19 protein-coding genes and 1 pseudogene are annotated in these 25059 nt (G+C 69.5%); 11 read left to right on the top strand and 9 right to left on the bottom strand.

The window, feature by feature from the left end:
* The first annotated feature begins 77 nt into the window (after positions 1 to 77).
* The 4 genes from ABH920_RS37845 to ABH920_RS37830 all read left to right on the top strand — a co-directional run bounded on the left by ABH920_RS37845 (position 78) and on the right by ABH920_RS37830 (position 3313).
* The gene (locus ABH920_RS37845) at positions 78 to 911 is read left to right on the top strand and encodes a hypothetical protein (protein WP_370354095.1); all 834 of its coding nucleotides are present in this window, start codon (positions 78 to 80) and stop codon (positions 909 to 911) included.
* Positions 908 to 1303 carry a GntR family transcriptional regulator gene (locus ABH920_RS37840; protein ID WP_370354094.1) on the top strand — a complete coding sequence of 132 codons (396 nt, stop codon included), beginning with the start codon at positions 908 to 910 and terminating at the stop codon, positions 1301 to 1303. Before ABH920_RS37845 ends, ABH920_RS37840 begins: the two co-directional genes overlap by 4 nt.
* An 86-nt stretch (positions 1304 to 1389) precedes the next feature.
* Complete coding sequence (locus ABH920_RS37835; protein ID WP_370354093.1) at positions 1390 to 2076, top strand: SDR family NAD(P)-dependent oxidoreductase; 687 nt, start codon at positions 1390 to 1392, stop codon at positions 2074 to 2076.
* 244 nt (positions 2077 to 2320) lie between these two features.
* On the top strand, positions 2321 to 3313 hold the full coding sequence (locus ABH920_RS37830; protein WP_370354092.1) for a 4,5-dihydroxyphthalate decarboxylase: 993 nt from the start codon (positions 2321 to 2323) through the stop codon (positions 3311 to 3313).
* Here the strand turns inward: ABH920_RS37830 and ABH920_RS37825 are convergent.
* Positions 3303 to 4307 carry a zinc-binding dehydrogenase gene (locus tag ABH920_RS37825; RefSeq protein WP_370354172.1) on the bottom strand — a complete coding sequence of 335 codons (1005 nt, stop codon included), beginning with the start codon at positions 4305 to 4307 and terminating at the stop codon, positions 3303 to 3305. The genes ABH920_RS37830 and ABH920_RS37825 overlap by 11 nt on opposite strands.
* Positions 4308 to 4400: 93 nt before the next feature.
* Between ABH920_RS37825 and ABH920_RS37820 the strand changes: the two genes are divergently transcribed.
* Together ABH920_RS37820 and ABH920_RS37815 are read left to right on the top strand one after the other, a co-directional pair.
* Entirely contained in the window at positions 4401 to 5036 is a 636-nt protein-coding gene (locus tag ABH920_RS37820) for a TetR/AcrR family transcriptional regulator (RefSeq protein ID WP_370354091.1), read from the top strand.
* Positions 5037 to 5149: 113 nt separating this feature from the next.
* Complete coding sequence (locus tag ABH920_RS37815; RefSeq protein ID WP_370354090.1) at positions 5150 to 6454, top strand: alpha/beta fold hydrolase; 1305 nt, start codon at positions 5150 to 5152, stop codon at positions 6452 to 6454.
* A gap of 5 nt (positions 6455 to 6459) precedes the next feature.
* Here ABH920_RS37815 and ABH920_RS37810 read toward each other — a convergent pair whose 3' ends face one another.
* Complete coding sequence (locus tag ABH920_RS37810) at positions 6460 to 7299, bottom strand: LysR family transcriptional regulator (protein WP_370354089.1); 840 nt, start codon at positions 7297 to 7299, stop codon at positions 6460 to 6462.
* 105 nt (positions 7300 to 7404) lie between these two features.
* On the opposite strand from ABH920_RS37810, the gene ABH920_RS37805 reads away from it, so the two are divergent.
* Positions 7405 to 8130 (top strand): SDR family NAD(P)-dependent oxidoreductase, encoded by a 726-nt coding sequence (locus tag ABH920_RS37805; protein ID WP_370354088.1) that lies wholly within the window; start codon positions 7405 to 7407, stop codon positions 8128 to 8130.
* Between the two features lie 55 nt (positions 8131 to 8185).
* Here ABH920_RS37805 and ABH920_RS37800 read toward each other — a convergent pair whose 3' ends face one another.
* The 3 genes from ABH920_RS37800 to ABH920_RS37790 form a co-directional block, all read right to left on the bottom strand.
* On the bottom strand, positions 8186 to 9370 hold the full coding sequence (locus ABH920_RS37800; RefSeq protein WP_370354087.1) for an ROK family transcriptional regulator: 1185 nt from the start codon (positions 9368 to 9370) through the stop codon (positions 8186 to 8188).
* 150 nt (positions 9371 to 9520) lie between these two features.
* Positions 9521 to 13597 carry a glycoside hydrolase family 3 C-terminal domain-containing protein gene (locus tag ABH920_RS37795; protein ID WP_370354086.1) on the bottom strand — a complete coding sequence of 1359 codons (4077 nt, stop codon included), beginning with the start codon at positions 13595 to 13597 and terminating at the stop codon, positions 9521 to 9523.
* A gap of 87 nt (positions 13598 to 13684) precedes the next feature.
* A complete protein-coding gene (locus ABH920_RS37790; protein ID WP_370354085.1) occupies positions 13685 to 15862 on the bottom strand; it encodes a glycoside hydrolase family 42 in 2178 nt (725 codons plus the stop codon).
* 409 nt (positions 15863 to 16271) lie between these two features.
* On the opposite strand from ABH920_RS37790, the gene ABH920_RS37785 reads away from it, so the two are divergent.
* Positions 16272 to 19679, top strand: a complete 3408-nt coding sequence (locus ABH920_RS37785) for a hypothetical protein (protein WP_370354171.1) — start codon at positions 16272 to 16274, stop codon at positions 19677 to 19679.
* Between the two features lie 196 nt (positions 19680 to 19875).
* Here the strand turns inward: ABH920_RS37785 and ABH920_RS37780 are convergent.
* Positions 19876 to 20049, bottom strand: a pseudogene (locus ABH920_RS37780) (YegP family protein); the annotation flags it as partial.
* Between the two features lie 138 nt (positions 20050 to 20187).
* On the opposite strand from ABH920_RS37780, the gene ABH920_RS37775 reads away from it, so the two are divergent.
* Complete coding sequence (locus tag ABH920_RS37775) at positions 20188 to 20754, top strand: TetR/AcrR family transcriptional regulator C-terminal ligand-binding domain-containing protein (protein ID WP_370354084.1); 567 nt, start codon at positions 20188 to 20190, stop codon at positions 20752 to 20754.
* Positions 20755 to 20769: 15 nt separating this feature from the next.
* Here ABH920_RS37775 and ABH920_RS37770 read toward each other — a convergent pair whose 3' ends face one another.
* Entirely contained in the window at positions 20770 to 21612 is an 843-nt protein-coding gene (locus ABH920_RS37770) for a YihY/virulence factor BrkB family protein (RefSeq protein ID WP_370354082.1), read from the bottom strand.
* On the opposite strand from ABH920_RS37770, the gene ABH920_RS37765 reads away from it, so the two are divergent.
* Positions 21605 to 21901, top strand: a complete 297-nt coding sequence (locus ABH920_RS37765; RefSeq protein WP_370354081.1) for a hypothetical protein — start codon at positions 21605 to 21607, stop codon at positions 21899 to 21901. The two genes, ABH920_RS37770 and ABH920_RS37765, sit on opposite strands and share 8 nt — an antisense overlap.
* On the opposite strand, the gene ABH920_RS37760 is transcribed toward ABH920_RS37765, so the two are convergent.
* Positions 21889 to 23268: an MFS transporter gene (locus tag ABH920_RS37760; protein WP_370354080.1), complete on the bottom strand. Its 1380-nt coding sequence runs from the start codon at positions 23266 to 23268 to the stop codon at positions 21889 to 21891. The genes ABH920_RS37765 and ABH920_RS37760 overlap by 13 nt on opposite strands.
* On the opposite strand from ABH920_RS37760, the gene ABH920_RS37755 reads away from it, so the two are divergent.
* Positions 23188 to 24603: a PLP-dependent aminotransferase family protein gene (locus tag ABH920_RS37755; protein WP_370354079.1), complete on the top strand. Its 1416-nt coding sequence runs from the start codon at positions 23188 to 23190 to the stop codon at positions 24601 to 24603. The genes ABH920_RS37760 and ABH920_RS37755 overlap by 81 nt on opposite strands.
* On the opposite strand, the gene ABH920_RS37750 is transcribed toward ABH920_RS37755, so the two are convergent.
* Positions 24548 to 24955 carry an alpha/beta fold hydrolase gene (locus ABH920_RS37750; RefSeq protein WP_370354078.1) on the bottom strand — a complete coding sequence of 136 codons (408 nt, stop codon included), beginning with the start codon at positions 24953 to 24955 and terminating at the stop codon, positions 24548 to 24550. The two genes, ABH920_RS37755 and ABH920_RS37750, sit on opposite strands and share 56 nt — an antisense overlap.
* Positions 24956 to 25059: the final 104 nt, after the last annotated feature.

Raw genomic sequence — 25059 nt, 5'->3', positions numbered from 1 at the left:
GCCTACCCCCTGATGGCATCCGGGCCGAGTCGTTCTCGGCGTGGACAATGTAGCAATGTCTCGCTACATTGACCAGCATGCTGCCGTCGTCCTTCATCGCCGTGCTCGTACTGGGCCTGGCCGTATTGCTGCTCATGACTGTGTACGCGGCCGTGGGTCCGGTTCCGCGCCGCCGCGTCGAGGAGTTCGCCCGCCTGCACTCGCTGCGGGTGACCGTCGGGAACGGGAACCAGATCATCGCCTATCGGGCGATCACCCGGAGGTGGCGCGCCGCCGGGTTCACGGTCGGTGTGCTGGCCACGTTCGCCGCCACCGGGACCTACGGCGTGGAGTTCCAGTGGGCGCTGGCCGGCTGGTTCGCCGGCGCCGCCGTCGCCGAACTCCGGGTCGCGCACCTGGATCGCGGGCCGCGTACGTCGGCGTCGCTGGCGTCCCGCCGCGCTGCCGACTATCTGCCGTGGGCCGGACGGTGGGCTGTACCGGCGGCTATGGTCCTGTGCGTGTTGAACGCCGTCTTCTGCTTCGCCCGCCGCGGCTCCCACCCCGAGGGCGATATCAGGGCCATGATGACCTGGACGGTCGTCGGACTCGGCGTCGGCGCCGTCGCGCTCGCGGCGCAACGCCACGTTCTGCGCCGTCCGCAGCCGCTGGCCGAGCCGGACCGGATGGCCGCCGACGACGCGATCCGCTCCCGCTCGCTGCACGTGCTCGCCGCGGCCGGGATGGTGCTGGTCGGCTCGTGCGTCGCGTCCCAACTGGTGGCGGCCGACGTCCTGCTGCACAACCACGTGACAGGGATCTTCGACGCCCTGTTCGTCGTCGGCTTCCCGGTTCTCGGACGGATCCTGGCCTACTGGCCCTCGCCCCCGCGCGGCTCCGGTTCCGGGCAGGCCGCCCCGGGACCCGCATGATCGTCGAGCTCGACGACGCCAGCCCCGTCCCGCCCTACGAACAGATCCGGGCCCAGGTGGCGGCGATGATCGGCTCCGGGGCGCTGCCGCCGGGCACCCGGCTGCCGCCGATCCGGCAGCTGGCCGGGGATCTCGGCCTGGCCGTGAACACCGTGGCGCGGGCCTACCGCGAGCTGGAGGCCGGCAGTCTGGTCACCAGCCGCGTGCGGACCGGCACGGTGGTCGCGCCCCGCACCCCGCGCGACGCCGACGACCGCACCGCCGCCGACACCCGCCGCCTCCTGACCGAGGCGGCGCGGTCCTTCGCGGCCACCACGCGGCGGCTCGGCATCGCCGACGGCGACGCGCTCGCGGCGGTCGCCGCGGAGCTCGGCGGAGAATCAGCGAGTTGAGGTTTCGGGAAGCAGGACGCTGACGGCCGGCGTTGACGGACACGGAGTATTCGACAACGGCCGTGAGGCACGGAAGAGGGTCAAGAATGGCGAACACCATAGTCATCGGCGGCACCGGCGGGCTCGGGCAGGTCATCGCCCAGCGTCTGGCCGATCGCGGGGACGAACTCGTCATCACCAGCCGGGACCTCGCGCGGGCCGAGGAGGCGGCGGGCCGGATCAAGGGCGTGGCCCGGGGCCTGGCCCTCGATCTGTCCGAGCCGGCGGGGATCGCGCAGGCCCTGGCCGGTGTCGAGGAAGTGGACAACCTCGTCATCGCCGGCATCGAGCAGACGCCGAACACGCTGGCCGCGTTCGACGTCGAGGCCGCGGTCCGGGTGGTGACGATCAAGCTGGTCGGTTACGCCGAGGCGGTGCGGGTGCTGCGTCCGCGGTTCCAGCCGGGCGCGTCGGTGGTGCTGTTCGGCGGCGTGGCCAAGGACAAGCCGTATCCGGGTTCGACGATGGTGACGGTCATCAACCAGGGCGTCTCGGGACTGGCCCGGACGCTCGCGATCGAGATCGCGCCGCACCGCGTCAACGCCATCCACCCGGCCGTGGTGGGGGACAGCCCCAAGTGGCGCGACTACGAGAACCACCCGAGCGTGCCCCGGACGCCGATCGGCCGGCTGGTCACCATGGACGAGGTGGCCGGGGCCGTGGAGTTCCTGCTCACCAACACCGGGATCAACGGTCAGGACCTGGTCATCGACGGCGGCGTACAGCTCACCTGATCACGCGCTGATCGGTCGGCGCTCACCGGAGAATCGCGCGGACGCCGTCGGCGAGTCCGGCCGCGTCCGCCACGCCGAAGGCGACGCGTTGGAGCAGCATTTCCGTGCAACAGCGCCATGTTCCGGCGCACTCCCTCGAAGCCATCGACCGCGGCCGCGACGATGATGTCGCCGCGTTTGGAACGATCATTCACGGAAATCGGACCGGAACCAGAAGCGGAAGCTCGGACGCGGAGGGACAAACATGAGCACGGCGCTGAGGATCGCCTCGTACACCTATGAGCACACGCTGGCGCTGTTCGACGGCCGGGTCGGGATCGACGGCGTGGACGCGACGTTCGAGACGGCGCCGCTGGTCTCGGACATCTTCCGGGACATGATCGAAGGACGCTACGACGTCGCAGAGCTCGGACTCACCTACTTCCTGCGCACCTTCGACCCCGACGACCCGCGGTACCTGGCGCTGCCGATCCTGCCGAACCGCAACTTCCGGCACTCGGCGGTGTTCGTGAACTCGGCCGCCGGCATCCGCACGCCGCAGGACCTCGCGGGGCGGACCATCGGCGAGTTCGCCTTGTACGGACACGACCCCGGCGTGTGGATGAAGGGCATCCTGGCCGAGGAGTACGGCGTCACGCCGGAGCAGTGCCGGTGGGTCGTCGGCGGGACCAACCACCCGATCCCGGCGTTCGACTGGCTTCCGCAGCCGGTGCCCGCCGGGGTCGATGTCCGTCGCGCACCCGAGGGTGCGACCTTGGGTGCGATGCTGGAGACCGGGGAGATCGACGCGTTGATCTCGGTCGATGTGCCGCGGTCCGTGTTGGAGGGGTCCTCGGCGACGGCGCGGCTCTTCCCCGACTACGACGTCGTGGAGCGGGACTATTTTCGGCGTACCGGGATCTTCCCGCCGATGCACATCGTCGCGATCCGAGCCGAGGTGGCTCAGAACGCTGACGTGGTGCGCGCCGTCTACCGTGCCTTCTGCGAGGCGAAGGATCTGACCGCGCGCAGGTACCTCGACGAGGCGGCGAAGCAGCACATGGGGGTCATGACGCCCTGGTTCAGCAAGCTCTTCGCCGATAACCGGAGTCTGTTCGGGGACGACTGGTGGCCGTACGGCGTGAAGGCCAATCGGAAGGCCGTCGACACCTTCCTTCGGTACCACTACGAGCAGGGGCTGTCGGAGCGGTTGCTGACCTGCGCGGACATCTTCGTACCCGAGCTGCTCACGGTGTGAGGACGATGCGGCCGAAGACCGAGCCGTCGTCCATCAATCGGTGCGCGTCAGCAGCCTGATGGAGTCCCATCACGTGGTGGACGACGGGATGCAGGTCGCCCTTTGCGGCGGCCTCGAACTGCTCGGCGCGGGCGCTGTTCCACGTGTCGATGGGGACGGTGTCGAGGCTGAACGTCGCGAACGAGCGCGACTGCCGGAACGCCTGCAGCAGCCGCATTCCGAAGTCCGCCGGCGGCATGCCCGCCACGATGCCGACGAGCACCAGACGGCCGTTGGGGTTGAGGCGGTCGATGAAGTCCGGCATGGCCGCGCCGCCGACGATGTCGATGATGACGTCGAAGGTGTCTGATTCGGTCTCGTCGGCTTGGCGGTTGTCGGCACTGTCGCTGCTTTCGCCGCCGGTCCTGTGTCCGGCCCGGTTGAGGACGAGCGTCGCGCCGAGGTCACGCAGCCGTCGCCCGCGTTCGGCGTCGGAGGTGGTGACCGCGACGACGCTCGCGCCGCCGCGGGCGGCCAGTTCCACGGCCGCGATGCCGATGCTGCCGGCCGCACCGCGTATGAGCACTGATTCACCTGCGGTGAAGTGCGCGTGGGCCAGCGCGAAGTGGGCGACCGGGGCCGCGCTGCCGAGCGTCACGGCGTCGACGGCGGACAGTCCGTCGGGCAGCGCGGTGACGCGGTCGAGGTCGGCCGTGGCCAGATCGGCGTAGGCCCCGCTGGTCCCGGTGAACGCCCATACGCGGCGTCCGATCCAGGCCGGGTCGACGCCGTCGCCGACCGCCGTGACCGGCCCCGCCACTTCGCTGCCGGGGATCAGGCCCTCGGCGAACCCGAAGGTGCCGAGGGTTCCGCGCCGGATCACGGCGTCGACCCCGCCGACCCCGACCGCCTCGGGCGCGATCAGGACCTGGCCCGCTTCGAGCACCGGATCCGGGACCTCGCGGACCGCCATCCCCGAGGGGTTTCCGAACTTCTCGATCACGATCGCGCGCATCATCTCTCCTCCTGGTTGATCTGCCTTGAGCCGCTGATCAGCTACGATTCGAACGTAGTGGACGCCTGCGTCCACTTAGCGGAAGTGAGATCGATGAGCGAAGAAGTGACTCAGAAGCTCCGCGCCGACGCGCAGGAGAACCGCGACCGGATCGTGGAGGCCGCTCGCGCGCTGTTCTCCGAGCGCGGTCTCGAAGCCTCGATGCGGGAAGTCGCGCGGGCCGCCGGGGTGGGGCCGGCGACGCTGTACCGGCGGTTTCCGACCAAGCAGGCGCTCATCGACGGCGTGTTCGCGGACGAGCTGCGAGCCTGTCGGCAGATCGTGGTGGACGGATGCGCCGACCCGGATCCGTGGCGCGGCTTCGCGTGGGTCATCGAGCACCTGACCGTGCTCAACGCGCAGAACAAGGGGTTCATCGACGCCTTCATGTGGGCCAGCCCGGAGGCGCCGGTGTTCGCCCGGCATCGTGCTTCGCTGCTGCGCGAGCTCGAAAAGCTCGCCGCGCGGGCCAAGCGTGCGGGGCGGCTGCGGCACGACTTCGTGCTGGACGACTTCGTTCTCGTCCTGCAGGCCGGCCGCGGGCTGTCGGCGTCCCGGCCGGCCGACCGGACGCTGGCGGCCCGGCGGTTCGCCGCGCTCGCGCTGGATTCGTTCCGGGAGAGCGAGACGAACGGGGCGTTGCCACGGAAGCCTTCGCTCGTCGCGGAAGCGATCCGCGTCCCTCGGTGACTGTTAGCGATCATCCGGATGCGCTGAGCTCTTGACGCGGCCGACGCGGGTCGCGAGGATCGCGAATATCAGAGCTCTGTGATGAGCTGCCGATCTCCGGAGGGGGACCTGCCATGGCCAACGATTTCGTGCCGCGTGAACCCGAGATCGCGTTCTACATCGAGACCGAGAAGGACGTCACCGGCAGCGCCGGCGACCTGATCCGGTACGAGCCGATCGAGCCGGGGGAGTACGCGTTCGTCGCCGGCGCGGGCGCGATGTACCGGGTGCTGTACCAGTCGACGAGCGGGACGAAGGCACGCTTCGGGCAGCCGATCGCGGTCTCGGGGCTGATCGCCTTCCCCGACGGCCGCGCGCCGGTCGGCGGATGGCCGGTGGTGAGCTGGGCGCACGGCACGGTCGGGAGCGCCGACAAGTGCGCGCCGTCCATGGACGCCTACGTCGACGCGGAGCCCGGCGACGAGGGTTTGGGCCTGCTCCGCAAGATCAACCGGGCTCCGCACCGGCTGCTCAGCGGGCTGATGGCCGCCGGCTGGGCCGTGGCGATGACCGACTACGAGGGGCTGGGAACGCGCGGCAACCATCCCTACCTGCTCGGCGAGTCGGAGGGACGCGGCGTGCTCGACATCGTCGAGGCGGCCCGGCAACTGGCGGTGCAGACCGACCGGCCGCCGCTGTCGGAGCGCTGCGCGATCGTCGGCCACTCGCAGGGCGGCCAGGCCGCGCTGTTCGCGGCGCACCTGGCGACCCGGAGTACGGATCCTTACTCGGTGCGGGGCACGCTCGTGGGCGTCGCCGCGCTGGCGCCGGCCTCCAACCTGAAGGGGACGCTGAACCCGTTCGACGACCCCGGCCTGCTGCTCGCGTACCGGCACCCGGAATCCGTCGGCGACCTGGGCGGCTTCTACGCGCTGTTCAGCAACGGGGTCTTCGGCGGCGACCCGGACATCGACGCCGCCGAGATCTTCCAGCCCGACGCGCTGGACAAGTACCGCGAGGACTTCGACACCAAGGCGCGCGGGGAGCTGAGCCTGGACCCGTTCTGGATGGAGCGCGCCCCGCTGGACGCCGACGAACCGGAGAACGGGATCTTCTGCTCGCCGACGCTGGACCCGCTCAGCCCGCGCGCGAAGGCTTGGAACGCTTACTGGAGGCAGGTCGACGGGTTCGACCCGGCCAAGCAGATCAGGGTGCCGATCCGCATCTCGCAGGCGCTCGGCGACGAGCGGGTCAAGGCGGACAAGACGCGGCGGCTGATCGCCGAGCTTCGCAGGATCAACGGGGCGGATTCGGTCGCAGAGCTCTACTACGGCGTGCTGGGTGGACGACCGGACCCCGCTTCGTTGGGGGAGCACTTCGCGCTGCTCGTCGACGACAGCGAGATCCAGGCGGTGGTTGATTGGCTTGACGAGCTGTAGTCCGGCTAGCGCCGTGTCGCGGTGCGGACCAGGTCGGCGACGGCCTTGGACCTGCTGTGCGGCGGCCAGGCGATGACGGTCGTGACGGTCGGCGCGTCCGGCACCGGTACCGTCGCGTGATCGTCGCGCAGGTGGGCTCGGAGGGACTCGGGCACGACCGCGCAGGCCCGTCCGAGCGCGATCAGCTGGAACAGCTGGGTGTGGTCGCGGACCTGCGGGCCGGGCCCGTCCGGGTAGCCGCCGCCCGGTCGGGGCCAGCGCGGCAGGGGCAGGCCTGTCAGGGTCCTGACTTCGGCTAGCGACATTCGGGGTCGGTCCGCCAGGGGGTGCCCCGCGGGCAGGACCACGACCTGCTGTTCGCTGTGCAGGTCCTCGGTGTCGAGGCCGGCCGTCGTGTCGTAGGGCCGCTGGAGCAGGGCGACGTCGGCACGTCCGTCGCGCAGCAGCCGTTCCTGCTCGCCCGGCCCGCACAGCACCACCTCGACGCCGACCGCGCCGGGCTCGGCGGCGTAGGCGTCCAGCAGCTTCGCCAGCAGTTCGCTGGACGCTCCGGCTTTCGTGGCCAGCACCACGCCGGGCGGTCCGACGGCGGCGCGACGGGTGCGGCGCTCGGCGGCGTCGACCGCGTCGAGCGCGGCCCGGGCCTCCTGCAGGAGTACGGATCCGGCCTCGGTCAACGTGACCGCGCGGGCAGTGCGGTGCAGCAGAACCACTCCGAGCCGCCGTTCGAGCTGCTGGATCGCCCGCGACAGCGGCGGCTGCGCCATGGCGAGCCGCTGCGCCGCGCGTCCGAAGTGCAGCTCCTCCGCGACGGCGACGAAGTATCGCAGCTCCCGCGTCTCCACCGCGTCATCGTATCCGGCGCTCACCACGTCCGATATCCGTGCGGTATCGCCGGCCACCGAGTCGGTCTTGGACGCTCCACCCGAGTCCGCACCACGATCGAAGCCATGAGGGAACAGACGATCGCACTGGTGACCGGTGCGAACAAGGGAATCGGATACGAGATCGCGGCGGGCCTGGGCGCCCTCGGCTGGCGAGTCGGCGTCGGCGCGCGGGATCAACAGCGCCGCGACACCGCGGTGGAGAAGCTGCGTGCGGCCGGGACCGACGCGTTCGGCGTCCCGCTCGACGTGGCGGACGACGCGAGCGTGGCCGCGGCGGCCGAACTGGTCGCCGACCACGCCGGCGGGCTCGACGTCCTGGTCAACAACGCCGCGATCACCGGCGGCTTTCCGCAGACGCCCACCACGGTCGACCCCGCGACCGTCCGGGGCGTGGTGGAGACCAACGTGATCGGCGTCATCCGCGTCACCAACGCGATGCTGCCCCTGCTGCGCGCCTCGGCGTCGCCGCGGATCGTGAACATGTCCAGCAGCGTCGGCTCGCTCACCCTGCAGACCACGCCCGGCCTCGACATGGGCCCGGTTCCCGCCGCGTACCTGGCGTCCAAGACCTTCCTCAACGCGGTCACGGTCCAGTACGCCAAGGAACTGAGCGGCACCAAGATCCTGATCAACTCCGGCTGTCCCGGCTTCACCGCCACCGACCTCAACGGCTTCCAGGGGGTCCGCACGCCTCGCGAGGGCGCGGCGATCGCGATTCGCCTCGCGACCCTGCCCGACGACGGACCGACCGGCGGATTCTTCGACGACGCCGGAGTCGTGGCCTGGTGACGGTGCTTCACCCCGCGCCGACCTCACACTGCGCCGACCTCACACCGCGCCGACCTCACACCGCCAGGTCTCCGGCTTCCGCCCCGCTCATCACCGCCAGCGTCTGCGGCGCCCGCGCCAGTACCCGGGCCGCCGCGCCGCGGGCTTCGGCGCCGGAGCCGAGGCGGCCGGCTACGACCGTGACCTGGCTCGCCGCTGAGGGCAGGGCGTAGCGGGCGATGCCGCGGCGGATGGGTTCGAACAGCGGCTCGCCGATGGTGGCGAGGTCGCCGCCGACCACGATCAGGCGCGGGTTCATCAGTGTCACCAGGGATGCCAGGGCGCGGCCGACCGCTTCGCCGGTGTCCTCCACGACGCGTGCCGTACCCGGGGTGCGGGTCGCCAGCAGGGCCGGGAGGTCGGCGGGGGCCACCGGTTCGCCCCAGCTGTCCTGGAGCAGGCGGGCCACGGCCACCGGGCTCGCGATCGTTTCCAGACAGCCGCGGTTGCCGCAGCGGCAGACCAGGCCGTCGTGGACGGCCGGCAGGTGCCCGATCTCGCCGGCCAGGCCGCCGGCGCCGAGTTGGAGGCGGCCGTCGGAGATGACGCCGGCGCCGATGCCGGCGGACAGGCGGATGTAGACCATGTCCGCGCTGTCGCGGCCGGCACCGTACATGTGCTCGGCCAGGGCGCCGGCGTTCGCGTCGTTCGTGATCTCGGTGGGCAGGCCGGTGCGGTGCTCGAGTTCGGGGCCGGGGCGGATGCCGGTCCAGCCGGGCATGATGCCCTCCGCCGACAGCGCGCCGACCGCGTCCACCGGGGCCGCGATGCCCGCGCCGAGGCCCAGGACCCGCTCGCGCGGGACGCCGTACTCGGTCATCGCGCGGCGGACCAGGTCGGCGGCCAGGTCGAGGGTCTCGTGCGGCGCGCGGTCGACCTCCTTGGCCTCGACCGTCTCCCACAGCGGCGTGCCGTGCACGTCGCACAGCGCGACCCGCACATGCGCGTGCCCGATGTCCGCGCCGATCGCGTACGCGACGGAACGGCTGAGCGCCAACGGCAGCGCCGGACGGCCCATCGAGCGGTTCTCCGGCTCGACGGCCCCGCTCCCGCCGTTCCCGCCGTTCTCCTCCACCACCAGCCCGGCCGCGATCAGGTCCGCGACCAGCACGGACACCGTCGCGCGGGACAGCCCGGTGAGCCGGACCAGCTCGGGCCGACTGGTCGTGGCGCTGGCGAGCAGGACCTGGAGGACCCGCAAGCGGCCCTCTTCTCGCAGATTCGGCGGCGTGGCGACGATGCTCTCCTCGGCTAGTTCCTGTTGTCTCGTATATTACGGCCGCAAAGTCGAAGGCTCGTGGGGTCTGCGCAGCGCAGACCCCACGAGCCCCGGAATGGTACGGACCCTGGCTCAGTCGGTGATGAGGTCGAACTCCTCCCACGGTCCGATGGCCGTGCGGTTGGCGATCAGCGGCGATGCCCCGGCGTTGTCAGCGGTCACGATGTCGTTGTTGGCATGGGACCGGAAGCTGACGCTGCCATCGGAGTTCTTGATCAGGTCGAACTCCTCCCACGGTCCGATGGCCGTGCGGTTGGCGATCAGCGGCGACGCCCCGGCGTTGTCCGCCGTCACGATGTCGTTGTTGGCGTGCGACCGGAAGCTGACGCTCCCATCCGCGTTGTGGATCAGATCGAAGGACTCCCACGGCCCGACCGCCGTCCGGTTCGCGATCAGCGGCGACGCGCCGGCGTTGTCGGCCGTCACGATGTCGTTGTTCGCATGGGCCCGCAGGCTGATCACCGAACTCGCCGTATTGCCGGACACCCCCACATAGAAGATGTGCATCGACACCGAACTCCGCGCCGCACCCGAGCTGACATTCGGCAGCACCACGGCCTGCACCGTCTTGCCCGCCTGCAACGGAATCGCCGCGTAGTACAGGTTCACCGCCTGCGTGATCTTCCCGCCGGTGCCGTTGATGTACGTCGGGCTGGCGATGGTGTCAGTACCCTGAGCCGCTGTCTTGGACCACCAGTCCGCGAACCCCAGGCTGTAGTCCTGCGTGCTCCCGTCGGTGTAGATGACGGTCCCGCTCCCCGAGGAAGCCCCGTACGTCGACGTGCCGACCACCGACAGCGTCGTGCCCGACCCGGACACCGGGACCGTCTGCCCGGAGGCCACGACGTCGTCGTTCGTCCCCGGCGCGGCGTTCGGCCAGCTGATGGTCGCGCCGTCGTGCGTGAGCGTCGCCCCCGGCGTGATCCCGGCGGCTGCGGACAGCGCCTGCGACGAATAGCTCGTCCCGCCGCCGTCCAGGTTGCCGTTCGCCGTGTTCGCGTCTTCGGTGATGCCGATGTTGTTGAAGGCGGCGTTCAGCGAGGCGTAAGCGATGTTCATCGTGCCGGAGTCGCTGTACGGACCGCTGCCGTTCAACGTGGCCTGTGCCGACACCGCGTACGGTCCGGCCGCCGCGCCGGAAGCCGCGGTCACCTTCCACGTCGTCTGCACCGACTGCCCGCCGCCGACGCTGGCGAACGTCGCCGGCGTCGTGGCCTGCGCGCTCCAGCCCGACGGCACGCTCAGCGCCACGGCCACGTTCGTCTCGGCGGCGGTGCCCCCGTTGACGAACGTCGTGGTCGCCGTGCCGCTCCCACCGGTCGTGACCAGCGCCGGCGCCGCGAGCTTCAGCGTGTGCCGCACCACGAACGGCGCGGTGCCGGTGACGCCGTTGACCGTCACGCTGATCAGCGCCGTGCCGTCGCCGACCGCGTGGACCTGGCCGGTGCTGGTGACGGTGGCGACCGTCGGGTCGCTGCTGCTGTAGCTGACCGAGGCGTTGGCCAGGTTCACGAACGACTGGTCGTTGTTCACCGCCTCGACCACGTTGTCCGCGGTCACGCTCATGTCCCGGCCCTGCGGCTGCGATCCGACGCCGGTGGTGTCGTCCTTGATCCACTGGTTCTTGCCGGTCAGGTCGATGGTCGACCCGGCGTCGTAGACGACGCTCTCCGGCTGCACGGTCACGTACTGCACCTTCGGTGTGATCGCGCCGGACACCGCGACGTTCACCGTCGAGCGGATGTCGGAGGAACTGGCGCCGACCTGGAGGCTGTACGTGCCGTCGTAGACCACTGACTTCATCGTCGTGGCGTTCCACAGTGACAGATCGCTGATCTTCACCGGGATGGTGATCTGCTGGGACGCTCCGGGGTTCAGGACGTTCGTCTTCTGGAAGCCCACGAGCCGCTTGTTCGGCAGCTGCACACCGGAGACCGTGAACTGAGTCCCGGCGTACAACTGCGCGACGGTCGCTCCCGCGCTGCTCCCGGAGTTGGTCACCGTGAACGAGACGTTGACCGTGCCGTCGGCGTTCGGGCTGGCGTTGTCGACGGTCGCGGCGGAGTAGCTGAAGTTCGAGTAGCTCAGGCCGTAGCCGAACGAGTACGTCGGTGTGCCGGTGAAGTACTGGTACGTCCGGCCCAGACCGCTGGTGTCGCCGGGGGTCAGGCCGTAGTTGCTCATCGCAGGGAGCTGCGAGTCGTCGGCGTACCAGGTGAAGTTCAGGTGCCCGCTCGGGTTCTGCTTGCCGAGCAGCACGTCGGCCAGCGCGGTGCCCTGGCTCTCGCCGTTGTAGCCGCTGAACAGGATCGCAGGCACGCTGCCCTGGACGTCGCTGATCTTCACCGGGCCGTCGGACTGGATGACCAGCGCGGTCTTCGGGTTGCCCAGCGCCGTGGTCTGGGTGATCAGCGAGTCGTAGTTGCCCGGCATGTTCAGCGTGGTGCGGTCGTTGCCCTCCTGCGCGTTGTTCTGGTTGGTGCCGACGAACAGCAGGACCAGGTCCGCGTTCTTGATCGCGGTCTGCGTCGCGCTGCTGAGCGTCGCGGCGCCGGTCGCGGTGCTGGAGGTGCCGGCCGCGTCGAACAGGATGTTCGCGTTCGGATTCGCCGCCTTGATCGCCGACGTCAGGCCCTGCACCGCGGTCACCTGGAGGGTCGGCGCCCCGGAGTAGTCGCCGAGGGTCACGGCGTTCGCCATGTCGCCGAGGATGACGACGTTGTTCAGCTTGCTCGCGGTGGCCGGCAGCAGCGGTGCGTTCGTCCCCGAGACGTTGCCGTTCTTCAGCAGCACCAGTGAGTTGTCGGCGACGGTGGTCGCCAGTGCCTGGTGCGCCGGGCTCTGGATCTGCGCCTTGGTGATGCTGGTGTAAGGAACCTGCGACGCCGGGTCGAACTCGCCGGTCTCCATGCGGATCGTGAACAGCTTCGTCAGGTCCGCGTCGATGACGCCCTCGTACAGGATCCCGGCGCTGATCGCAGCTTGGATGTTCTGCAGAGAGAACTCGTCGCCGCCGCAGTTGACCTGCGTGCCGGCGCGCAGCGAGTAGGCCTCGCCGCCGGCCGCGCCGGAGATCTTCGCGCCGGTGGAGGTGTTGGTCCAGATCGCGTTCGTGTCGCCGTCGTCCGTGGTCCAGCCCGGCGGGGCCCACGCGTGGCCGGCCGGGAAGTTGCGGTAGGTGGTGCCGACGGCGCCGCAGTCGGAGGTGACGTAGCCGTTGAAGCCGTACGTGCGCTGCGCGAGCTGGTTCGCCGTGTAGGTGTCGGCGACCGAGGGCGTGCCGTTGATCGCGTTGTAGGAGGTCATCAGACCCGCGACATGCGAGTTCTCGATCAGGGACGCGAACTGCTTGGTGTAGTAGTCGCGCAGGTCGGTGTCGCTGACGTTCGAGGAGATGCCCGTCCGGTCCTGCTCCACGTTGTTCAGGGCGTAGTGCTTGGCGGTCGCGGCGGCCTTGAGGTAGCCGTTCAGCGACTGGCCGGTCATGGAGTTGCCCTGGAAGCCGTTCACGAACGCCCCGGCCATCTGCCCGACCAGGTACGGGTCCTCACCGAACGCCTCGTCCGTGCGGCCCCAGCGCGGATCCCGGTCCAGGTTCACGGTCGGGGCCCAGAACGTCAGCGAGCCGTAGTCGCTCGCCGAGGGGCCGAGGTTGTTCTGGCCGGTGCCGAACAGCGACTTGTCCACCAGGCCGCGCGCCTCGTCCGAGATTGCTGTCGTCTCCTGGTAGACCAGCGCCGGATCCCAGGACATCGAGGACGCGAAGTTAGTCGGGAAGCTGGTCGCGACCGGCGGGTTGCCGGCGACGCTGCCGCTGTTCTGGTCGGCGCCGAGGTAGTTGATGCCGTGCTGGGCCTCGGCTTGATACGTGTACTGCTGGACGCCCAGGCGCGGGATCGCCGGGGCGCTGGTCGTGTTCAGCTGTGCTGCCTTCTCGGCCAGCGTCATCCGCGAGACCAGATCCGCGGCGCGGGCTTCGAAGGGATAGCTGGTGTTCAGGTAGATCGGCGTGCTGCTGGCCGCGGGTGTGGGGACGGCACTCTTCGCGGGGGCGGCCGCGACGCTGGTCGCGGACGCTGCGATAGCGCAGACCAGGACGAGGGCCGATCCCGCGGCCAGCAGCTTGCGGTGGGGGGTGGTACGTCTCATCGACTCGACTCCGGGCTCGGTGGCGGGGTTGGAGCGGGGACAAAGGACGGTGCTGACGGGGCTGGTAGCTGTGGGGGCGTTCGGATCTCAGTCGTGGATGAGGTCGAACTCCTCCCACGGCCCGATGGCGGTGCGGTTGGCGATCAGCGGGCTGGAGCCGGCGTTCTCGGCGGTGACGACGTCGCCGTTGGCGTGAGCGCGGAAGCTGACGCTGCCGTCGGAGTTGTGGATGAGGTCGAACTCCTCCCACGGCCCGATCGCGGTGCGGTTCGCGATCAGCGACGCCGCGCCGGCGTTCTCGGCGGTGACGATGTCGCCGTTGGCGTGCGCGCGGAAGCTGACGCTCCCGTCGGAGTTGGAGATCAGGTCGAACTGCTCCCAGGTGCCGATCGCGGTGCGGTTGGCGATCAGCGGCGCCGCGCCGGCGTTGTCCGCCGTGACGATGTCGTTGTTCGCGTGCGCCCGCAGGCTGATCACCGGAGTGCCGCCGCTGCCGCCGCAGGCCGAGGGAACCGGGGTTCCGGCGGGAGCTGTCCCGGCCACGATGTTCCACTGCACGAGCTGCGCGGCCTGGACGCTCGGGGCCGTGCAGATCCCGCCGCTGACGGCGGCCTGCGGTACCACGTTCCCGCTGACATCGACGACGTGGTAGCTCCCGGGCGTCATACCGAGGCCTGCGATGCTGAAGGTCACTGCGGCGTTGTAGGCGGTGCCGGAGGTGATGTCCGCGAGCGTCACCGTCGCGCTGGTGCCGTTCGTGGCGACGTCCGGTACGACTTGCAGCACGCCGCTGTTGGCGAGGGACGCGTAGGCCGGGGCGTACGAGGCGAGCTGCGATCCGTTGCTCAGCACCGTTCCGCCCGCGGACTGGTAGGCGCTCAGGTTCGCGTCCGTGCCGTTCATCGGCAGAACCGCCTTGTAGGACGACAGCTTCACGGTCCCGTTGTCGACCTCCTGGCTGGTGACGACCGCGAACCCGGCCTGGTAGCCGTTCCAGAGGTTCGTGATCGCGTCCTCCATGCTGCCCACGGCGCCGCCGGAGGTGTTGCCGTAGGCCTGGGAGAAGTCCATGTAGACGGCCACCGGCTGCTGCGGATAGGAGCCGGTGATGGTCGGCAGTGTCGGCAGCCAGGAGGTGTAGATCGGCCAGCCGACGACGTCCTTCTGCGTGCCGTCGTGGATGAAGAAGTCCTCGCCGCCGCCTTCCGGCAGGCCCATCCCGTAGTTGGACAGCCACTGCACCGCCTGCGCGGCGAGCTGTGTGCTGTCGCTCGGCGCCGTCCACTCCTGCGCCAGCGGGACTCCGTAGGCGCGGGCCAGGCTGCCGAAGGTCAGCGTCAGGCCGGGGGACTGCGCGGCGTCCACGATCACCGTGGCCGAGTACTGCTTGGCCAGGGTGAAGAAGATGTCGGGGATGTTCGCGTAGTTGACGGCGTTCCCGAAGTGCCCGCCGAAGTAGTAGTAGAGCGGTGTCGAGGCGGTGACGGCACGGACCGCGGCGGTGAGCCGGCCGTAGGTGTCCTGCACGCTCCAGGCCCGGAAGGCTTGGTAGACGCCCCACAGTGATTGGCCGATCGCTGCGGCCGGGACGGCGCTGAAGGACGCGTAAGAGGTCTGATATTTGGTGTTGAACGCCGCGATGGTGCCGTAGGTGTTCGGCAGGTAGGCGTTGTGGAACTCGTCGATGTCGGCTTGAGCCCAGCCCGAGGCGCCGCCGTTGATGTCCCACTGCGCGTCGAGGAAGCCGTAGTCGAGGATGCTGCCGCCGTAGCCGGCGTTCCCGGCGATGTGCGCGACCGTCTTCGTGACGTAGTCGAAGTAGGCGGGCTGGTTGACCGGGTCCCACCAGACCGGCGCCGGGCTGCTCGCGCCGGTGCTGTCGACCTCTCGGCCGGTGACCCAGGGCGCGGGACTGCCGCCCCAGCCGGAGTACCAGAAGATGGGTATGAGCTTGATTCCGCCGGCCGCCGCGTTCGCGAGTTCCTGATCGAGCTCGGTGAAGCTGAAGCTGCCCTGCGACGGCTCGACCGTGCCCCATGGCATGTCGATCTCCGCCGTGGTCAGGCCTTTCGCCTTCAACGCCGCGAAGCTGGCCTGGGACCAGGCCGTCCCGTTGTTGTCGAACTGGAGCTGGGTGGCCCACATCGGGCTCGGCGCGGCCGCGGCTTGGGCGGGGGTGGTGGCAGGGGCGGCGGAGGCGGTGCCGAGCCAGGCTGTCGCAGCTGTCGTGCAGGCTGCCAGGAAGGACAGAGCCTTGAATCTCATGATGGATACATCCGATGACTGGGCCCGGGCGCCGGCAACCAGACAATCGGCGGCGGAACGCCTGTGCGGGAGGCTTGACTTATGCGTAACACTAAAACAACATCAGGGTTCTCATGGCAATAACCTCAAGAGTAAAGACTAAGTATGGATCTAGTGCGTGCTCACGGCGGCCCTCGCGCGCCGTCGCCGCAGGGCGGCTGGGCAACCCCTGGATCTGTCACCGAAAAAACTGTCGCGACATGCCGTAAGAAGTTGCGCAACACCCCTGATACCTAGACGCCGTCCCGATCGTGCGCTACAACACCTCCGATGTCTTCGACGTGACGGCGTCTTCACGCGCCGCATCCAGGGAGCGCTCGTGTCCAGTCGAAATCCCCGTACTCGCTTGTCCATCGTTGCCGCGGCCGTGATGATCGCCGTGCCATCTGTCATCGCGGGCGGGCTGGCCCCACCGGCCCTCGCGGCCACGACCACCACCGCGTGGCAGAACGGCGCGTTCCAGCTGAACACCGGCGGGGTCGTCTCGCGGTCCGACGTCGCGCTGGGGCAGCCCAACAACGCCGCGACGCAGTCGCTGCCGCTGGGGAACGGCTCGCTCGGGGTCGCCGAGTGGGCCGCGAACGGGTTCACCGCGCAGCTCAACCGCAGCGACACCATGCCGAACCGGCTGTCGCCGGGGCAGGTGAACATCCCCGGGCTCACCGCGATGACCTCCGCCTCGAACTTCACCGGATCGCTCGACCTCTACAACGGGGTGCTGAACGAGTCCGGGGGCGGGATGACGCTCCAGGCGTGGGTGCCCGCGGGCAAGGACGAGCTGGTCGTCAACGTGACCGGCGCCAATCCCGGCGCGCGGCAGACCGCCACGCTGAGCCTTTGGAGCGGACGGACGCCGTCCACGGCCGCCTCCGGTGCGGTCGGCAGCCTCGCGCAGACGTGGGTCGACAACTCGCAGACCGGGAGCTCCGGGCAGACCTTCGGCGCGATGGCCGCGGTCACCGCCGGCGGGCAGAACGTGTCCGCGTCGGTGGTGAACTCCACGCAGGTGCAGGTGAGTTTCAATCCCAACTCCGACGGGTCGTACCGCATCGTCGTCGCCTCACCGCAGTGGACCGGCGGTGATCCGACGAGTACCGCGAACACCGTCATCGGCGGCGACGCCTCGGCCAGTACTTCCTCGCTGCTCGCCACACAGTCGTCGTGGTGGAACAACTACTGGGCCAACAGCGGTCTGATCGAGATGAACTCCTCGGACGGCACGGCGCAGTACATGGAGAACCTGCGCACGCTGTACCTCTACTTCGAGGCCGCGACGATGCATGCCGGCACCTATCCCGGCAGCCAGGCCGGCGTCGCGGACCTGTTCAACTTCTCGCAGGACAAACAGGACTGGTACCCGGCCGGGTACTGGCTGTGGAACCTGCGGGGACAGATCGCGGCGAACCTCAGCTCCGGCAACTTCGCGCTCAACACGCCGATCTTCGACATGTATCTCAATGATCTGCCGAACATCGAGTCCTGGACGAGCGCGCAGATGGGTGGCAAGCCCGGGGCCTGCGTGCCGGAGACCATGCGGTTCAACGGAAACGGCTTCTACAACGGCGGCAACAACACGCAGAACGCCTCCTGCGCGCAGGCGTCCAGCCCGAGCTACAACGCGCTGACGCTGACCAGCGGCGCGGAGATCGCGCTCTGGGTCTGGCAGCAGTATCAGGACACTGGTAACGCGGCGTTCCTGCAGAAGTACTACCCGATCCTGAAGCAGACCGCGACGTTCCTGCTCAACTACCAGAGCGTCGGCTCGGACAACTTCCTGCACGCCACCGCCAACGCGCACGAGACGCAGTGGGCCGTCACGGACCCGACGACCGACATCGCCGCCAGCCAGGCGCTGTTCTCCGCGACGGTGAAGGCCGCCACACAGCTGAACTCCGACCCGTCGCTGGTCTCGCAGCTGAACACCGCGCTCGGGCAGATCGAGCCGTACGCCCGCACCGACTCGGGCAAGACCCAGCTGCTGAACCCGCAGCCGACGTCGGCGTCCGCCGCGGCGAACGTCGACGCGCAGGGTACCGACATCATCGCCGACTCCTACCAGCCGTCGGCCAAGCCGCAGAACGGCGAGAACATCGGGCTGGAGCCGGTCTGGCCGTACGGTCTGATCGGCGACAACACGGTCGTCAACGGCGACAACCTGACGGCGTTGGCGCAGCGCACGTACACCGACCGGGTCAACAAGACGAACCCGGACTGGAACTTCGACGCGGTGCAGGCGGCGCGGCTCGGGCTGGGCAGCGAGGTCGCCTCGGACCTGAACGCGGTGACGCAGGGGTATCAGGCCTACATCAGCGGTATGGCGAACCTGTTCAACGGCAACACCGGCGACGAGCCGTACATCGAGCAGTCCTCGACGGTGGCCACGGCCGTCGACGAGGCGCTGGTGCAGGACTACGACGGGACGCTGCGGTTCGCTCCGGCCTGGCCTGCGGGCTGGGACGCGTCCGGGACGGTCGCGGTGCAGGGCGGGACGAAGGTCGACGTGCAGGTCGAGGGCGGGACGCTGGCCACGGCCGCGATCCAGGCCGGCAGCACGCAGACGATGACCGTGCGCAATCCCTGGCCGGGCCAGCAGGCCGAGGTGGTGAACGGGTCGAGCGGGGCCGTCGTGGTCGCGGCGACCACGAACGGGACGCTGAGCGTGCCGGTGACGGCCGGTTCGACGTACCTGGTCGAGCGGCCTTCGGCGCTGACCACGTCGCTGCCGTTCGCTCAGGTGACCGGGACGAAGGCGACCGCGGCGCGGCACCTGGGCAAGGTGCAGATCGGTCTGGACCCGGCTGTGTCGTTCCCGAACCTGGCCGCTTCGTTCAACAACGTCGGGATCACGGCGGACAACAACACGGCGGCCGGGAACTTCGACGGCAACGGGGCCAGCTTCTCCGAGACCGCGCTGACCAATGCCGGTGCCGGGCCGGGGGATTCGGTGGCGTCGTCAGGGGTGACGTTCACGGTCCCGAACGTGGCGGCCGGGGCCAATGACAACACGGTCGCTGAGGGTCAGACCATTTCCCTGTCGGGGTCGGGCACGCTGGGCTTCCTGGTCTCCGCCGACTACGGTCCGGCGACCGGATCCGGGACGATCACGTACACGGATGGCAGTACCCAGAGTTACAGCCTGACGGTGTCGGACTGGTTCTCCACGACGCCGCCGAGCGGTGGTGCGCTGGCGGTGAGTTCGGCCTACCAGAACCGGCAGGGGAACACGACGTACAGCGGGTCCGGCAACATCTTCTCCGTGCCGGTGACGCTGACCGCCGGGAAGTCGGTGGCTTCGGTGACGCTGCCCGGCGGCGGGGGACTGAGCGCGGGGACTCCGGCGATCCACGTGTTCGCGCTGGCGGCGTCGGGGGCCGGGAGCGGCGGATCGGCGATCAGCCTTCGGGCGCACGCGAACGGGGACATCGTGACGGCGGACAACGCCGGGGCGTCGCCGTTGATCGCCAACCGGACGGCCGTGGGGACGTGGGAGACGTTCGATCTCATCAACAACGCTGACGGGAGTGTCAGCCTTCGTGCTCACGCCAACGGGGACATCGTGACGGCGGACAACGCGGGGGCGTCGCCGCTGATCGCGAACCGGACGGCCATCGGGCCGTGGGAGGAGTTCGATCTGATCAACAACTCCGACGGGAGCGTCAGTTTCCGGTCACACGCCAACAACGACATCGTGACGGCGGACAACGCCGGCGCGTCGCCGTTGATCGCCAACCGCACGGCGATCGGGCCGTGGGAGTCGTTCGACCTCATTCACGACTGAGGTGGGACTGAGGTAGACAGACGCGCTGAAGCCCGCCTGGAGCCTGGTGATCGGCTCCGGGCGGGCTTCACTCAAACGTGTGTACGTAGCAAGGGCTTAAGCCCGCCGCTGCTTACGGCTTCGGGCTCATGCCGCTCTGACCTGCGCTCATGCTGGGCTTCCCAGCCTCCATGCCGGGCTTCGCCATGCTGTCGGTCAGGTCGACCAGCGCGGCGGCCTCGGCGTTGGAGCGGATCGACTCGATGCCGTGCAGCGCGCTGGCCTTCGACTCGTACGCCTCGCCGACGGCGATGATCTCGCCGTTGCCGGCCTTGAGGCGGAAGCGGAACTTCCCGGCCTTGTCCTTGTAGATCTCGAACTTCCCGGGCATGTCGTGGGTCCTCTCTGCGGTGCTTCGTCGCGGTCCCGACCACGGTCGGTCACCGAGCCGCGATCCGCCATCGGGCCTGCGCCGTTCGTGGCGTGACACGCGCCGAGATATAACGTTGCGGTAGCATATCGGAATATAATGAGCTCTCCGCAGGCGAAAGCCGGTCGCCCCCGCAACCCGGCCCTGGACCAGGCGATCCTGACGGCCGCGGCCGACCAGCTCGGCGAACTCGGCTACGCCCGCATGTCGCTGGAGGCGGTGGCGGCCGCCGCGGGCACCACGGTCCCCAGCCTCCGCCGCCGCTTCCGGAACAAGGCGCACCTGGTCGCGGTGGTGATCGGCTCGCTGCGCGTCGAGGAACCGCCGACGGAGGCGCCGACGCCCCGGGATCATGCCCTGGCGATCCTGCAGAACTTCCACAGCAACCTGCGCGCCATGCCGGCGATGGCCATCCTCGGCTCACTGCTGGCGGAGGAGGCACGGCACCCGGAGCTGCTGGAGCTGTTCAAGACGCGCATCGTCGAGCCGCGACGGGAGCTGCTGCGCGGAGCGCTGGCGGCGGGGGAGCTCGGGGAGTCGGCCGATCTTGATGTGCTTACCAGCATGCTGATCGGGGCGTTCTACGCGCGGTACGTCACGGTCGACGGGATTCCGGACGACTGGCCGGAGCGGGTGTTGGGCGCGGTGTGGCCGAGGTCGGGGTGAGTGCCGCTGAGTGCGTCAGGACGCGTCGCTCCCGACCGCCGGCTCGCGACTCTGCCCCCGTGCCAACTCGGCGTTGAACTCCAGCCCGAGCAGGATGGCCAGGTTCGACAGCCACAACCACAGCAGGAACACGATGACGCCGGCGACGGTGCCGTAGGTCTTGTTGTACGAGGCGAAGTTCGCGATGTACGTGGCGAAGCCGCTGGACAGGATCAGCCACAGCACCACCGCCAGCGTGCTGCCTGGCGAGATCCAGCGGAAGCCGCCGCTGTGCGCGTCCGGGGCGGCCCAGAACAGCAGCACGATCATGCCGGCCACCAGGAGCACCAGGACCGGCCACTTCAGGATCGACCACACCGTCACGGCGGTGTGGCTCAGGCCGAAGATGTTGGCGGTCTTCCCGGCCAGCGGGCCGGTGAACACCACGATGACCACGCTGATCATGGAGGCCAGCATCATCAGCATCGTGAGACCTATTCGCAGCGGCAGGACCTTCCAGATCGGCCGCTTCTCGCGGACGCCGCCGTAGATCACGGTCGACGCGCGGATGAAGGCCCCCACGTAGCCCGACGCCGACCACATGGCGCCGGCGATACCGGCCAGGGCCAGCGTCCCGCCCGCGCCGCTGCCGGCCCGCACCTGCTGGATGGCGGTGCGCAGGACGTTGCGCACCGAGCCCGGGGCGAGCTTCTGGACGTTGTTCAGGACCGAGTTGACCTCCGAGGTGCCGAGGAGGCCGAGGATGGAGATGGCGAGCAGCAGCGTCGGGAACACCGCCAGGAAGCCGTAGTACGTCAGCGCGGCGGCCCGGTCCAGCAGCTCGTCGTCGCGGCACTCCAGCGCGGTGCGCTTGGCCACGTCCAACCAGTACCGCACGGACCTCCGCGCGGTCTGGCCGGAGTCCTGCGCGGCGGATTTCGCGGCGATGGCTGCCTTAGGGGCTTTGGCGGCTTTGGTCGACGTGGCAGGCGTCGCGGTCTCCGCAGGCTTCAGCGACTTCGAAGTGGCCTTCGAAGCCGTCGTCGAAGCCGTCGTCGAAGTCGCCTCTGTGGCCTTCGAAGCCGCCTTCGCCGCGGCGATGCGCTTGTCGAGGCGGCTCTCGGTTTTCCGTCGCATCCAGAGCTTGTATCCGTTTCAGCGAATGTGACGCAAGCGGGACCCGGCCGCCGGAACGGCCGCGAGCATCAGCGCGCCGGTCATGACGAACGCTGCGGGGTATCCCGTGTGGCTGACGACGAGTCCGAACACGGCCGGCCCGGCTCCGTATCCGACGTCATAGGCCAGATTCCACAGCGCGCTCGCAGCGCCGGCGTCGCCGGCCGGCGCGCCCTCGATCAGGAGCGCGAACGTCGCGTTCTGGATGATCCCGAAGCCGGCGCCGAACGCGCTCATGCCGGCGATCACCGCTATCGGAGACGCGGGCCAGAGCAGCGCGGCCATCGCCGACGAGGAGATCGCGAGTGCCGGGGCCAGAAGCCGGGCATGTCCTTTCCGGTCACCGGAACGCCCGGCCCACCAGCGGCCGACGGCAGCCGTCAGAGCCTGCGCGAGCAGGCCCGCGGCGGCCAGATTCTTGGAGATCCCGGCCGCGAGCGGAAGGAAGGAGACGACGACGCCGGCACCGATCGTGCTGGCAGCGAAGATGAGTCCCAGCCGCAGCTGCGTCCGCTGGCGAAGGATGTCCGACAGGGTCTGCTGTCCGGAGCCGGTACGTCGTCTCGGGCCTGAAGACGTCGATCGCTGTTGTTGCCGCCGCTGCCGCCGCTGCCGCAACCCGGTCGCGTCGGACAGCCACGGAAACACTGCCAGCGGAACGAATCCGGTGACGGCCGTGGCCACGATCACCACGGAACTGCCGACATGTCCGGCGAACCAGAGCCCCAACGGCAGCGCCACGACAGCCGGCACCGTGGCCACCATTCCGAAGAGCCCGAACCCTTCGCCGCGCCGCTCCGGCGGCACCAGCTCCGCCGCCATCGCGCCCGCGACGACCGTGCTCAGGCCGAACCCGAAGCCGCGAACAGAGCTGACAGCGATGATGACGCCCAGGGCGCTGCCGGAGTGCAGAGCGAGCGTCGGGAGTCCCATGAGCACGGCTCCGACGGCAAGCACAGTCCGGTTCGCACAATGCCTCATCACCGCGGAGGAAACGAGTTCCGCCGCAACGGTCCCTGCCAGCAGCGCGCCGTTGACGAGTCCCGCCCCGGCACTCCCGGCGCCGGCGGCTGTGGCAAACAACGGAGTTACTGAGAGCAGCAAAAAGAAGCTCGACAATGTGCAGAACTGGGACAGGAAAACAAGAACCAGGGGTCGGCTCATGATCCGAGGCTGGAGCGCATTCACATCTGTATTCCGGTCGGGTGCCGTGCTCAGCTGCGTGCTCATATTTCTTACGGTAGAGCGCGAGTTACCGCGGTGGTAAGGTCCAATCTTGTGGCAATCCAGTGGTCCGGTTTGAGCCCGGAAATCTTGGTCCGGTTGGATCGGGACAGCGGACAGCCGCTGCGGTCGCAACTGGAGACCGCCTTGCGCGAGGCGATCCGCAGCAATCGGCTGCCCGGCGGAGAACGCCTGCCGTCGTCGCGGGAACTGGCCCGCGAGCTGGGGGTGTCCCGCGGGCTCGTGCAGAACTGCTACAACCAGCTCCTCTCGGAGGGCTATCTGACCAGCCGGACGGGCTCGGCCACCAGAGTCGCGGAACGTGCTTTCCCGGCTGCGCCGCCGGAGCCCGCGCCGCCTCCGGCGCCCTCGCAGCTCCTCGCGGATCTGCGTGCGGGAGTACCCGATCTGGCGAGTTTTCCGCGCAACGACTGGGTCTGGGCGGTCCGTGAAGTGTGCGGCGGTATCGCGAATGCCGATCTGAATTATGGAGACCCGCGCGGACATATCAAACTCCGCCAAGTACTCGCCGGCTATTCCAGCAGAGTGCGCGCGGCGGCGGCTGTCCCCGAGCAGTTGATCGTCACCACCGGATTCGCGCAGGGCGTCAATCTCGTGGCGCGGGCATTGGTTCAGGCCGGTGTTCGCTGTGTCGCATTCGAAGATCCCGGGTACGGAAATGTCGAGAACAGCGAAACCGTGCGGGCCGTCGCCGAGTCGGGCCTGCGGACCGTGCACGTGCCGGTCGACGACCTCGGCATCGACGTGGCGGCGCTGGCGGCCACCGACGCGCAGGCCGTGCTCGTCACGCCGGCGCACCAGTCGCCGACCGGCGTCGTGCTCGCGCCCCGGCGGCGCCAGGCTCTGGTCGACTGGGCCGTCCGCAACGACGCCTTCATCGTCGAGGACGACTACGACTCGGAGTTCCGCTACGACCGCGAGCCCATCGGCGTCCTGCAAGGGCTCGCCCCCGACCGCGTCTTCACGCTCGGCACGGTGAGCAAGGCCCTGGCGCCGGCGGTGCGGCTCGGCTGGGTGCTGACACCGTCCGCGCAGACCGAGGCGGTCGCGGAGCAGAAGCACATCAGCGACCGGGGCTCGTCCACCTTGAACCAGTTGGCGCTGGCGGCCTTGCTGGAATCCGGGCGCTACGACCGCCACCTGCGGCGGATGCGCACGGTCTACGCCGGCCGCCGCACGGCGCTGATCGCCGCGCTGGAGCGGCACGCGCCGCACGTCAAGCTAACCGGTCTGGCGGCGGGCTTCCACGCCGTCGCCCACCTTCCGGAGCACGCGGACGAGCGGGCCGTGGCCGCGGCTGCCCGCGAGCGGCGGGTCGGCTTGTATCCGCTGGGGGATTACCGCGCTGCGGTCGAGCCCGCACCGCCCCGGCTGGTGTTGGGATTCGGCAATGTCAGCGAGCGGGCGATCGAGAGCGGGATCGCTGCTGTGGCCGATCTGTTGGCGTGATGGGGTTCGGGGTGAAGAGCGCGCCGAGTTCGTCAAGGAAGGCCTCGGGTTGCTCGACCCAGGGGTAGTGCCCTGAGTCCAGCACGATGGCCCTGCCGCGCAGGAAGAGGTCAGCCACGGCCACGACCGGCTTGAGTCCCAACAACGCGTCCGAACCACCTGCCACCACCAGGACCGGGCTCGTCAGGGCGCGCAGCGCGGGCAGCAGATCGGCTTCCAGCGGCACGGCGAAAAACGCTTCCAGCGCCTCAAGATTCCACGCGCCGAGCTGTTCGTGGGCTTGGGCGCGCGCGTCCCAGCGGGCCCACGTCATCGGGGCGAGTCCGGAATGGAGCGCGCGCCGCTGCGCCATCGTTGTGCTGTTCGCCTCCTCGGCCAGCGCGGCCTCGAACTGCGCGAACCATGGTTCGTTGTGGCGTTCGGCGATGAGCTCCGCGCTGTCCGAGGGCGCGTCGA

Source organism: Catenulispora sp. EB89 (assembly GCF_041261445.1).
Taxonomy (GTDB): Bacteria; Actinomycetota; Actinomycetes; order Streptomycetales; family Catenulisporaceae; genus Catenulispora.
The sequence above is the reverse complement of the archived record's forward strand: the minus strand, read 5'-3'. Positions and strand labels throughout refer to the sequence as shown.

Bases quoted from the DNA above. Each gene is read 5' to 3' on its own strand.
- ABH920_RS37845 (WP_370354095.1), top strand. From the start codon at position 78: ATGCTGCCGTCGTCCTTCATCGCCGTGCTCGTACTGGGCCTGGCCGTA.
- ABH920_RS37840 (WP_370354094.1), top strand. From the start codon at position 908: ATGATCGTCGAGCTCGACGACGCCAGCCCCGTCCCGCCCTACGAACAG.
- ABH920_RS37835 (WP_370354093.1), top strand. From the start codon at position 1,390: ATGGCGAACACCATAGTCATCGGCGGCACCGGCGGGCTCGGGCAGGTC.
- ABH920_RS37830 (WP_370354092.1), top strand. From the start codon at position 2,321: ATGAGCACGGCGCTGAGGATCGCCTCGTACACCTATGAGCACACGCTG.
- ABH920_RS37825 (WP_370354172.1), bottom strand. From the start codon at position 4,307: ATGCGCGCGATCGTGATCGAGAAGTTCGGAAACCCCTCGGGGATGGCG.
- ABH920_RS37820 (WP_370354091.1), top strand. From the start codon at position 4,401: ATGAGCGAAGAAGTGACTCAGAAGCTCCGCGCCGACGCGCAGGAGAAC.
- ABH920_RS37815 (WP_370354090.1), top strand. From the start codon at position 5,150: ATGGCCAACGATTTCGTGCCGCGTGAACCCGAGATCGCGTTCTACATC.
- ABH920_RS37805 (WP_370354088.1), top strand. From the start codon at position 7,405: ATGAGGGAACAGACGATCGCACTGGTGACCGGTGCGAACAAGGGAATC.
- ABH920_RS37795 (WP_370354086.1), bottom strand. From the start codon at position 13,597: ATGAGACGTACCACCCCCCACCGCAAGCTGCTGGCCGCGGGATCGGCC.
- ABH920_RS37790 (WP_370354085.1), bottom strand. From the start codon at position 15,862: ATGAGATTCAAGGCTCTGTCCTTCCTGGCAGCCTGCACGACAGCTGCG.
- ABH920_RS37785 (WP_370354171.1), top strand. From the start codon at position 16,272: ATGATCGCCGTGCCATCTGTCATCGCGGGCGGGCTGGCCCCACCGGCC.
- ABH920_RS37775 (WP_370354084.1), top strand. From the start codon at position 20,188: ATGAGCTCTCCGCAGGCGAAAGCCGGTCGCCCCCGCAACCCGGCCCTG.
- ABH920_RS37750 (WP_370354078.1), bottom strand. From the start codon at position 24,955: ATGGCGCAGCGGCGCGCGCTCCATTCCGGACTCGCCCCGATGACGTGG.